The organism is Acidimicrobiales bacterium (assembly GCA_030747595.1).
Lineage (GTDB): Bacteria > Actinomycetota > Acidimicrobiia > Acidimicrobiales > MedAcidi-G1 > UBA9410.
The window spans coordinates 114,443-124,155 of record JASLKK010000003.1 but is presented as its reverse complement, the minus strand read 5'-3'; the positions used below and the strand labels follow the sequence as shown (position 1 = coordinate 124,155).

Below are 9,713 nucleotides of genomic sequence, written 5' to 3'. Positions count from 1 at the left end.
AGGCCGCGAGCCGCTCCGAGAGGTAGGCCACCAGGTCGCCAATGGCCACCCGTTCCTGAGCCATCGAATCCCGTTCGCGCACGGTCACCGCCCGGTCGTCAAGAGTGTCGAAGTCGATGGTTACGCAGAACGGCGTCCCGATCTCGTCCTGGCGTCGATAGCGACGGCCAATGGCCTGAGTCTGGTCGTAGTCGCACATCCAGTGCGGTTGCAGCAAACCCAGCACCTCGTTGGACGGATCGATCAACTCGGGCTTCTTGGAGAGTGGCAGCACAGCCACCTTGTAGGGCGCCAGCCGGGAATCGAGGCGGAGGACGGTTCGAACGTCGTCGTTGACCTCTTCCTCGTCGTAGGCGGCCATCAGGAATGCCATGGCCGTCCGGGTTGCGCCGGCCGCCGGTTCGATCACGTGGGGCACGTAGCGGTCGCCGGACGCCGGATCGTGATACTCGAGCTTGGTGCCGGAATGTTCGGCGTGCTGCTTCAGGTCGAAATCGGTGCGGTTGGCGATTCCCTCGAGCTCGTCCCACCCCCACGGGAACAAGAACTCCACGTCCGCTGTGGCCGTCGAGTAGTGGCTCAACTCGTCGTCGTCGTGTTCGCGAAGCCGGAGCTTGTCGGTGGGCATGCCGAGGTCGTGGTACCAGGCCATTCGAGCATCGCACCAGTGGCGGTACCACTCCGGGGAGTCGTCGGGCGGGACGAAGAACTCCATCTCCATCTGCTCAAACTCTCGGGTCCGGAATACGAAGTTCCCGGGGGTGATCTCGTTGCGGAACGACTTTCCAATCTGGGCGATGCCGAACGGCGGCTTCTTTCGCGACGTGTTGAGCACGTTGGTGAAGTTGACGAACATCCCTTGGGCCGTCTCGGGTCGCAGGTAGACCTCGGCGGCCGACTCGACCATCGGTCCGGCGTGGGTCTTGAACATGAGGTTGAACTCACGGGCTTCGGTAAACGTGCCCGACTTCGAACACGACGGGCAGGTGTCAGGGTCATCGAGCTTGTCGAGGCGATGGCGGGCACCGCAGTCCCGACAGTCGACGAGCGGATCGGTGAAGTTGGCCAGGTGGCCCGATGCCTGCCAGACGGCAGGTGGCGACAGGATCGAGGCATCGAGGCCGACCACGTCGTGGCGCAACTGCACCATGGTTCGCCACCACTGCTCCTTCACATTCCGCAGGAGCAGGACCCCGATCGGTCCGTAGTCGTAGGTGGATCGGAATCCGCCGTAGATGTCGGCCGACTGGAACACGAACCCCCGACGCTTCGAGAGGTTCACCACCTTGTCGAAAAGGGTGTCGTCGTTGGAGACCATGAGAAGGCAGGGTAGCGACGCGGTTCGCCGTCACGGGGCCAGACTGAACCCATGGGTATCTCTGACCGCTTCCGATCGCCGGGAATTGATCCGACAGCGGTGATCGGTCGCCGGATCATCTCCTGGCTGCTCGACAACCTGTTCATGGCCATCGTCGTCCTGCTCGTGCATCGTGGTGACGTGGCGTTCAACTCCGACGACGGGCTGTCCATCAACCCGTCGGTCATCTGGACCGTGACCGTGTTGATGGTCCTGAACCACGTGGCGCTGACCATGACCACCGGGTTCAGCGTAGGTAAGGCGGTGACCGGACTCCGGGTGGTTCGCCGGATCGACGGTGGCCTACCGGGTTTCCGGGGCGCCGCGGGCCGAACCCTTCCGTGGATCATCCCCGTGCCGTTCATCCCGGTCATCGAGGCCGGGATGATGCTGGCCAGCCGAGGTCATCGGCGCCTCGGGGACCGACTGGCCGGAACGGTGGTCGTCGACCGGGGCTGGATCGGTGAACCCATCGTCATTCCGAGTCTCGAGACGACCCAGCAGGTGCTGTCCGATGATGCCACCCCTTCCGGGGAAGACGGGAGCAGCGGACCCTTCGTGGACTAACTCCCGTCCAGGACCCGACGGGACCGCAGCCGGCGCTCCAGGTGGTACTCCACAGCTGATGTGGCCACCCCGTCAACCTCGGCGCACACTGCCGGATCGGTGACAGCCAGTGCGCCGGACAGCCCACCACCCAGCACCGCCCGCATGACCGCGATGGCCGAGGACGACACGGCACGGCCACGCCGGCAGTCGGGGCAGAGCACTCCACCTTCACCGATGTCCACTGCCACCAGCGGGTCGTCGACTCCACAACGGACACACCTGTCCAACTCTGGAGCCAGACCTTCGTGGGCCAGCAACTTCAGTAGGAAGGCCGGCACCACCAGGGCCGCCGGTCGTTCGTCGAGGGTCCGCAGGGCGCCGACCAGCATCCGGTAACGGTCTCGGTCGGCCTCACGGTCGGGCGCCACCACGTCGATGACCTCTAGCAGCGACGACGCGTCGGCAAACCTCTCGGCATCGAGGCGAAGCCCCTCGAAACGGTCGATCGTCTCGGCCTGGGTGACAATGTCGAGATCGCCCCGACCCCGGTGAAGCTGGACGGCCACGTGGCTGGTCGGCTCCAGACGCCCACCGAACTTCGATCGGGTCTTTCGGACTCCCTTGGCCACCGCACGGACCTTTCCGTGCTCAGCGGTCAGTAGGACGATGATGCGGTCGGCCTCGCCGAGGCGCCACGTCCGCAGCACCACACCGTCGTCCCGGTACAGGCTCACCCGATTGACTCGTCCGGATCGGCGATGCCGCCGTAACGGCGATGCCGGTCCTGGAACTCCTTGATTGCCGCATAGAGATGCTCTCGCCGGAAATCAGGCCACAGCGCATTGCTGAACACGAGCTCGCTGTAGGCCAGCTCCCAGAGGAGGAAGTTCGACACGCGGTACTCCCCCGACGTTCTGATGACGAGGTCCGGGTCGGGCATCTCGGGGTCGTAGAGGTTGCGTGCGATGGTCTTCTCGGAGACTCGTTTCGTGCCGGCGTCGACGATCCGCTGCACGGCGTCGACCAACTCGGCCCGACCGCCGTAGTTGAAGGCAATGGTGAAGGTCAGGCCGGTGTTGTCCCGGGTGAGGGCGGCGGCCTCCTCCATCCTTTTGACGAGGCGTCGGGGTACCCGTCGGTCCCTCCGACCGATGAACCGGATGCGGATGTTCCGTTCATGGAGTTCCTCCTGGCGGCCGAGCATGATCTCCTCGTTGAACCGCAGCAGAAACTCCACCTCTTCGACCGGGCGCCGCCAGTTCTCCGTCGAGAAGGCGTACACGGTGAACCAACCCACCCCGAGTTCGTCAGCACCATCTAGGACCTCGAAGAGGGCCTGCTCGCCAGCCGTATGGCCATCGGTGCGGGGAAGGCCCCGCTGCTCGGCCCACCGGCCGTTGCCATCCATGACGCACGCAATGTGGTTCGGGATCCGCGAGCGATCCAGGTCCGAGGGGAGCACACCGACGAAACTACCCGCGCCCCTCCACGCTGAGTGGCCGGGCCTAGCCTCGGCGACGATGGGCGAGTCGAGCGGCGGAGCGGAAATGAGGCCGGCTGAAGTGTCGGCCATTGCCCTCGAAGAGGTCTGCGGGGCCCTCCCCGGTGGCGGTGAGCGTCGGCCCGGCCAGGAGGCCATGGCGCGCCGAGTCGCCGAGACCATCGAGTCGGGCTCACACCTGGTGATCCGGGCAGGAACCGGAACAGGTAAGTCGCTGGCCTACCTCGTTCCGGCCATCATCTCTGGCCGCACCACGGTGGTGGCAACAGCCACCAAGGCTCTCCAGGATCAGCTGGCCACCAAGGACCTGCCCTTCCTTCAGGAGCACCTGGTGCCGCATCTTGGTCGTTCGTTTTCGTTCTCGGTCCTCAAGGGACGCTCGAACTACTTGTGCAGGCAGCGGCTGAACGAACTGGCGACGACCACCGCTGGTGACCAGCAGCAACTCGACGGGTTGGCCGAGACGGCCGACGTCGAGGACCTGGCCACTATCGCTGCCTGGGCTCAGGAGACTTCCACCGGCGACCGGTCCGACCTGCCGATGGAGCCGTCACCTGCGACCTGGTCGGCGGTCAGTGTCGGATCAACCGAGTGTCCCGGGGCGGCACGATGTCCCAGCGGTGATGACTGCTTCGCCGAGGACGCCCGAGCCGCTGCCGCCTTCTCCGATGTGGTGGTGACCAACCTCCACCTCTACGGGATCGATGTGGCCAGCGAGGGGGCGATCCTCCCCGAGCACGACGTGGCCATCCTCGACGAGGCCCACCAGACCGAGGACATCCTGGCGCGGGCTGTCGGCTTCGAACTCCGATCGGGTCGCTTCCAGGGACTCGTCCAACGGGCCAGGGCCATTCTCACCCGATCGACCGCGGTGGCCGACGTGTCCAACATGGCCAGCCAACTTGACGACGCTCTCGGTGGACATCTCGGCACTCGACTTGTTCCCGCGGCGTCAGCTGAGGTCGCTGCGGCCCTCCGCCTGGCCGAGACCCGTCTCGGTGCGCTCCGTACCGAACTACTCGGGCTACCCAAGGACGGGCCGGGCGATGTTGGTCCCCGTCGGGAACGGGCACTTCGCTCCCTGGAGACGTTGACCGACGACGTCCGAGCGGCCCTGGACCTAGAGGGTGGACCCATTCCGGGACTGAAGGTTGCCTGGACGGAAGGCACAGTCGGACGTCCCAGCCTCCAGGTGGCACCGATCGACGTGGCCACCGTCCTGCACGAACGTCTCTGGCAGGAACGGACGGTGATCCTCACCAGTGCCACCGTCCCGGCCAACCTTCCGATCCGGCTTGGACTGGACAGGCACGACCACCGCTACGAGGACGTGGGTAGTCCGTTCGACTTCGCCAACCAGTCGATGCTCTACTGCGCGACCTCCATGCCTGAACCCCGGGACGAGGGCTATCTGACGGCCTGCTACGACGAGATTGAACTCCTGGTCAACGCAACCGGCGGACGGACCCTCGCCCTCTTCACCAGCCGCCGGGCACTGGACGCCGCCGTCGAGGAGTTGCGGGAGCGGCTGCAATGGCGGATCCTGCATCAGGACGACATGCCGCGCCCGCTTCTGATGGCTGAGTTTGCCGACGACGAGTCCTCCTGCCTGTTCGGCACCAAGGGCCTTTGGCACGGCATCGACGTGCCGGGCCCGAGCCTCTCGCTGGTCGTGATCGATCGGATCCCGTTCCCGCGCCCCGACGACCCTCTCCTCAGCGCCCGACGCGACCTCGTGGGCGAACGTGAAGCCTTCCGCCAGATCGACCTTCCCCTGGCCGCCACCGACCTTGCTCAGGGGGCGGGCCGGCTGATCCGAAGCATCACCGACCGGGGCATGGTGGCGGTCCTGGATCGACGACTGGCCGCCAACAGGTCCTATCGGTGGGACCTGCTCGAGGCTCTACCGGACATGCCCCGAACCGGCGACCGGGACGAGGCGTTGGACTTTCTGGCTCGACTGGTGGACTGACCCACAGTTCGATCGGTCTCAGTAGCCCAGCCGGTCAAGGGCCTTGGGGCGCTTCTGCCAGCCCTTGTCGACACGGACCACCAACTCGAGGAAAGCACCCTCGAGCATCTGGGCCCGGGCTGCCGTGCCAACAGCCTTTAGGACGGCCCCCTTTTTTCCGATCACGATCCCCTTCTGGGAATCACGTTCCACAAGGATCTCGCAACGAACCCGTGGCCATTCCCACTCGGTGACCCGGGTGGCGATGGAGTGCGGCAGTTCCTCCTTCACGATGGCCAGCAACTGCTCACGGACCAGTTCAGCCACCCAGAACGCCTCGGGTACATCGGTGACCATGTCCTGTGGGTAGTACTGCGGCCCCTCGGGAAGACGCCCCAGGACGTGGTCCCGGAGATCGTCCACGCCCTCACCATCCCGGGCCGAGATCGGGAAGTACTGGTCAAACTCGAAGCCCGAGGCGACGATTAGCTGTTCGGCGATCCGATCCCGACCCACCCGGTCGACCTTGTTCACCACCAATACGGTCCGGTCCTTGGGCAGACCGCCGGCGATGAAGGCGTCGCCCCTCCCGATCGGTCCGTCGGCCTCCACCAGGAACAACACGACGTCCATGTCGGCCAACGCCGAACGAGCGGTGTGGTTGAGACGCTCGCCCAACAGCGTGTGGGGCTTGTGGATCCCCGGCGTGTCACAGAACACGGCCTGCACGCCCGGGCGGGTCAACACCCCACGGACCTCGGTTCGCGTGGTCTGTGGCTTGTCGGAAACAATGGTGACCTTCTGGCCCAGGATCCGGTTCAACAGCGTCGACTTCCCGACATTGGGTCGCCCGACCAGGGTCACGAAGCCTGACCGGTGTCCATCACCCGAATGCATCATGGACGTCATGTCGGCGTCCCGGTCTCGACCTCCGGTGCCCCGATGCGAACCCGGGTGATCCGACGCCCCACGACCTGCTCCACCCCGAACCGGCGCCCGGCCACCACCACGGCCTCGCCCACCACGGGCACATGGCCCAACGCATCGAAGATCAGACCACCCACGGTGTCCCAGTCCCCAACAGGCAGGCTGCCTCCCAGGAGTTCGTCCAACTCGTCGATCGGCATGCGGCCGTGGACCCGGATCCCGCCACCAGCTACCGGCTGGGACAGGGGTTCCTCCTCGTCGAACTCATCGACGATCTCGCCGACCACCTCCTCGAGTAGGTCCTCCATGGTCACTAGACCGGCGGTTCCCCCGTACTCGTCGACCACGATCGCCAGGTGGAAGCGGCCCGCCTGCATTTCGCGCAATAGGTCATCGGCCTGCTTGGTCTCAGGCACGAATCTCGGTGACCGGGCCAGAGAACCGATCGGTTCCTCGTCGCGGCCGTCCAGATGGGCCCGCATCAGGTCCTTGGCGTGGACCACGCCCACGATGTCGTCAATTCCCGTGCCGCTCACCGGGGTCCGGCTATGGCCGTTGCGGGCAACCTCGGCCATGGCCCCAGCCACCGTCAGGTCGGACCCAATGCACCCCATATCGGGTCGGGGCACCATCACCTCACGGACCAGGCGGTCTCCGAAGGCGATCACCGACTCGATCAATTCGTGTTCCTCGGCATCGATGGCCTCAGATGCCAACGCCCGATCGGCTACCGCCATCAACTCTTTCTCGGACACCGTCGGGGCACTGGTTCGCAGCGAGCGTGGCAGGAGGTGCTCGGCTGTCGAGACCAGAACGTCGGCCAACCAACGCAGCGGGGCGAACGTGGAGAGGTGAGTCACCACCGATGCCGAACTGATGACCACACGATCCAGAGACCGAAGGGCAACGGTACGGGGCAGCACGTCGACCAGGACAAAGCCCGCTATGAGCAGTGCGGCCACCGACACGAAGGCCCAGCCTCCGCCGGAGCGGTCGGCGACGACCACTGCGAGGGTTCCGGCGGCCGACATCCGACAGGCCATCACAAGGAGTAGGACCACGCCCAAGGAGCGGACCCGATCCTCAAGGAGTTCGGGCAGCGCCTCGGCGTCTGATGGTCCGGTCGGTTCCCTCCCGGGAGCACCGTTAGATGTCGGTTCCCGCTCAGCGAGCCGCTCCACGAGTACCTCGGCCCGGGACCGTCGGATGTGCAGGATTCCCGTCTCCACGACGACTAGCAGTCCCGAGATGGCAGTCAGGGCCACCACCAGCAGGAGAGCCAATCCGAGGCTCACGAACGGTCCTCTCGGCGGGCGACCATCCCGTGCCGGGCCAGGTGGGCACGCTCCCGCTCCTGCATGACGGCTTCCTCGCCCGGTTCCCCATGGTCGTGGCCAAGCAGGTGGAGCACCCCGTGGACCAACAGGAGGGCAATCTCGGTTTCGTAGTCGCACGCGTATTTCGCGGCCTGTCGCTCGGCAACCGCGGGGCACAACACGATGTCCCCCAAGAGGAGCGGCGCGCCCGACCGATCGGTCGTGGACGGAGCCAGGTCCTCCGGATCTTCCAGCGGGAAGGACAACACGTCGGTAGGGCCCTCGCCGCCCATGTGCTCAGCGTTCAACACAGCCATCGGTTCCGCGTCCACGAGGTGTACGTGGACCTCAAGGTCGCTCCCACCCAAGCCCTCATGATCCAGCACGTCGGCGACCAGTGCCCGACAGTCAGCGGTGTCGACCGGGTAGGCCCGCTCGTCGTCCACGATTACCGTCGGCGAACCGGCCACTCCGGAACCCTGGGTTCCGCTCTTCAATGGGACGACCCGTCGCTGACGTCGTCTCCTGGCTCGGCACCTGCGCCGACTCCGTCACCGCGGTCGTCAGCTTCTCGCAGGCCGGCCTCATGCTCATAGGCCTCGACGATGTCCTGCACGATGCGGTGGCGGACCACGTCACGGGCACCCAAATGGACGAACGACAGTCCGTCGATTCCGGTCAGCATCCGTTCCAGGTCGAGCAACCCACTCCGTCCACCGGGCACATCGACCTGGCTGATGTCGCCGGTCACCACCACCCGTGACCCGAAGCCCACCCTGGTGAGAAACATCTTCATCTGTTCGGGAGTTGTGTTCTGAGCCTCGTCGAGGATGATGAAGCTGTTGTTCAGGGTGCGGCCACGCATGAAGGCCAGCGGGGCCACCTCGACTTGTCCACGATCCACCAGACGTTCAGCCGTCTCGGTGTCGACCATGTCGAACAGGGCGTCGTAGAGGGGCCGAAGGTAGGGGTCGACCTTGGCCATCAGGTCGCCGGGGAGGAAGCCCACCCGCTCTCCTGCCTCGACCAGTGGGCGGGTCAGGACGATCCTGTCAACCTGCCCCGCCTGGAGGGACCGGATCGCCATGGCGACGGCCAACCAACTCTTGCCGGTTCCCGCCGGACCGATGCCGAAGGTGATGATTCCGTCGGCCACTGCCTCGACGTAGCGCTTCTGGCCCGCCGACCGGGGGCGGACCGGCTTGCCACGTGAGGTCCGGAAGATCTCGGTGGTCAGGACCTCCGATGGCCGTTCGTCAGCTCGCACCATGTCGATCGTGCGGTCCAACGTTCTCTCGTCAATGGTCAGGCCCTGCTGGAGCAATGCCACCATTTCGTCGAACACCGTCCCGACGGTGGCTGCGTGGGCTCCGTCGATGGTGATCTGGTTGCCCCGGACATGAATGGCCGAACCGGGGAACGCCCCCTCGACCCGGCGGAGCAGGACGTCCCGCTCCCCTACCAGGTCCGGCATCAGATCGTTGCCGGGGATGTTGACGGTGAGCGTGGTCGACTCCATGGGAGACCCACAGGGTATCGCCGCCGGATCCTCGCACCAGTTCCCCGATCGGCTGGGCCCACTCTCCGGCCATGACGGTGGATGAGGGTAATGCTGCGGGTTTCGCGGCGGAGATGGCTCCGGTCGTTTCCAGGCAGGCCGAAACACCCTCCCGTACAGGATGGAGGGCCGTTACTTCCGGCGGCGACCCTTTCGGCCGGGCTTGCCTCCAGCCCTGCCACCGCCCTTGAGGCGACGCCAACGCTCCTTCTTCGCCTTTTCGGCGTCCAGGTCAGCCATCACCCGGGGACCCGCCTCGTTGATGATGTCCTCGGCCGCATCCAGCAATGCTGCGATGCTGTCGTCATCGCCGAGACCGACCGGCTCGTCCGGTGTCTCAGGGGTCACGAGGCTGCCGTGACTCCAGTTGACGTCCAGACGACGCTTGGTGAACGACGGGCAGTCGTCGGGGCACCGCCAGGGAGCTTCGGGAGCGAGGTCAAGGTTGCACTTCCGGACCGTGTCCCCGTTGGGGTAGCTCCGGCTCTCGAAGTGTTTGCAGTCCTCACGCATCGGCATGACGCCAGTGTGGCGCGTGCGGAGTCACCATCGGC

The 9,713-nt window shown here is 65.7% G+C and carries 9 protein-coding genes and 1 pseudogene; 2 read left to right on the top strand and 8 right to left on the bottom strand.

The genetic code is table 11. The features are described from left to right. Positions 1 to 1,318, bottom strand: a pseudogene (locus QF777_03170) (glycine--tRNA ligase). Positions 1,319 to 1,369: 51 nt separating this feature from the next. On the opposite strand from QF777_03170, the gene QF777_03165 reads away from it, so the two are divergent. After that, the gene (locus QF777_03165) at positions 1,370 to 1,924 is read left to right on the top strand and encodes an RDD family protein (GenBank protein MDP6910553.1); all 555 of its coding nucleotides are present in this window, start codon (positions 1,370 to 1,372) and stop codon (positions 1,922 to 1,924) included. Here QF777_03165 and recO read toward each other — a convergent pair. After that, the gene (gene recO, locus QF777_03160) at positions 1,921 to 2,640 is read right to left on the bottom strand and encodes a DNA repair protein RecO (GenBank protein MDP6910552.1); all 720 of its coding nucleotides are present in this window, start codon (positions 2,638 to 2,640) and stop codon (positions 1,921 to 1,923) included. The genes QF777_03165 and recO overlap by 4 nt on opposite strands. Then, positions 2,637 to 3,368 (bottom strand): polyprenyl diphosphate synthase, encoded by a 732-nt coding sequence (gene uppS / locus QF777_03155; protein MDP6910551.1) that lies wholly within the window; start codon positions 3,366 to 3,368, stop codon positions 2,637 to 2,639. Before uppS ends, recO begins: the two co-directional genes overlap by 4 nt. Before the next feature lie 58 nt (positions 3,369 to 3,426). Here uppS and QF777_03150 point away from each other — a divergent pair, with 58 nt between their 5' ends. Beyond that, the gene (locus QF777_03150; protein MDP6910550.1) at positions 3,427 to 5,379 is read left to right on the top strand and encodes an ATP-dependent DNA helicase; all 1,953 of its coding nucleotides are present in this window, start codon (positions 3,427 to 3,429) and stop codon (positions 5,377 to 5,379) included. Positions 5,380 to 5,397: 18 nt separating this feature from the next. Here the strand turns inward: QF777_03150 and era are convergent, their stop codons facing one another. From era to QF777_03125, 5 genes are all read right to left on the bottom strand, one after another. Next, on the bottom strand, positions 5,398 to 6,267 hold the full coding sequence (gene era, locus QF777_03145) for a GTPase Era (GenBank protein ID MDP6910549.1): 870 nt from the start codon (positions 6,265 to 6,267) through the stop codon (positions 5,398 to 5,400). Then, positions 6,264 to 7,580 carry a hemolysin family protein gene (locus QF777_03140; protein ID MDP6910548.1) on the bottom strand — a complete coding sequence of 439 codons (1,317 nt, stop codon included), beginning with the start codon at positions 7,578 to 7,580 and terminating at the stop codon, positions 6,264 to 6,266. The genes era and QF777_03140 overlap by 4 nt, the downstream gene beginning before the upstream one ends. Continuing rightward, entirely contained in the window at positions 7,577 to 8,071 is a 495-nt protein-coding gene (gene ybeY, locus QF777_03135; protein ID MDP6910547.1) for an rRNA maturation RNase YbeY, read from the bottom strand. Before ybeY ends, QF777_03140 begins: the two co-directional genes overlap by 4 nt. 23 nt (positions 8,072 to 8,094) lie before the next feature. Then, on the bottom strand, positions 8,095 to 9,120 hold the full coding sequence (locus tag QF777_03130) for a PhoH family protein (GenBank protein ID MDP6910546.1): 1,026 nt from the start codon (positions 9,118 to 9,120) through the stop codon (positions 8,095 to 8,097). Between the two features lie 171 nt (positions 9,121 to 9,291). Next, positions 9,292 to 9,678 carry a hypothetical protein gene (locus QF777_03125; GenBank protein ID MDP6910545.1) on the bottom strand — a complete coding sequence of 129 codons (387 nt, stop codon included), beginning with the start codon at positions 9,676 to 9,678 and terminating at the stop codon, positions 9,292 to 9,294. Positions 9,679 to 9,713: the final 35 nt, after the last annotated feature.